Below are 617 nucleotides of genomic sequence, written 5' to 3'. Positions count from 1 at the left end.
AAATACCGTTTGCAAAAATTACAGGAGCCGACTGAGGTGGAACGGCATTTTATTGAAGCCGAAAAAGAACTAAAGAAGTTGGAAGATATAAAAAAGAAAGGGGGCGACAGTGAAGCTTAAGTTCAAGGTTCAGCCTTATCAAACGAACGCTGTTGATGCCGTTGTCGATTGCTTCGCGGGCCAACCGATGAGCAAGGGGCTTGGCTATCGTATCGACCGCTGCCAGCCATGGAGAGCGAAGCGAAGGCTGGTAGACCCCAGTAGCCGCGAGGCCGCACTGTTTTCCCGGCGTGCCTTGCGCCAGAGGGAAAACAAAGTAGGCCTCCGAACGCGGCGTCCAGTCATTGGGAGCCAAGTACGGAGCAGCAACGAGCTTGCGAAGTTGTTGCGTAGTGCTTGGTGACCAGGACGGCTGGGGCACCAATAGGTTGTCAAAGGCCGAGTCGATTTTGGGGACTGGGATGTCCCAAAATCTTTCACGAGGCCGAAGACACGCTTGCCAGATAAAGCAGATCAGATACAGACCTCAGTATTTGACGAAGGCTTCAAGAATGCGGATATCAGGCTTACTGATGGGCAGCTTCTAACAAACATTCAAGCCGTGCAGAAACGCCAGA

Annotated in this window: 1 protein-coding gene; it reads right to left on the bottom strand. The window is 52.0% G+C overall.

Annotation, left to right across the window (positions count from 1 at the left end; genetic code table 11):
- Positions 1-204: 204 nt before the first annotated feature.
- Positions 205-480, bottom strand: a complete 276-nt coding sequence (locus ACOCD2_RS24920; protein ID WP_419626350.1) for a hypothetical protein — start codon at positions 478-480, stop codon at positions 205-207.
- Positions 481-617 lie beyond the last annotated feature (137 nt).

Source organism: Thiolapillus sp., assembly GCF_048562965.1.
Classification (GTDB): Bacteria; Pseudomonadota; Gammaproteobacteria; order Chromatiales; family Chromatiaceae; genus Thiolapillus; species Thiolapillus brandeum_A.
The sequence above is the reverse complement of the archived record's forward strand: the minus strand, read 5'-3'. Positions and strand labels throughout refer to the sequence as shown.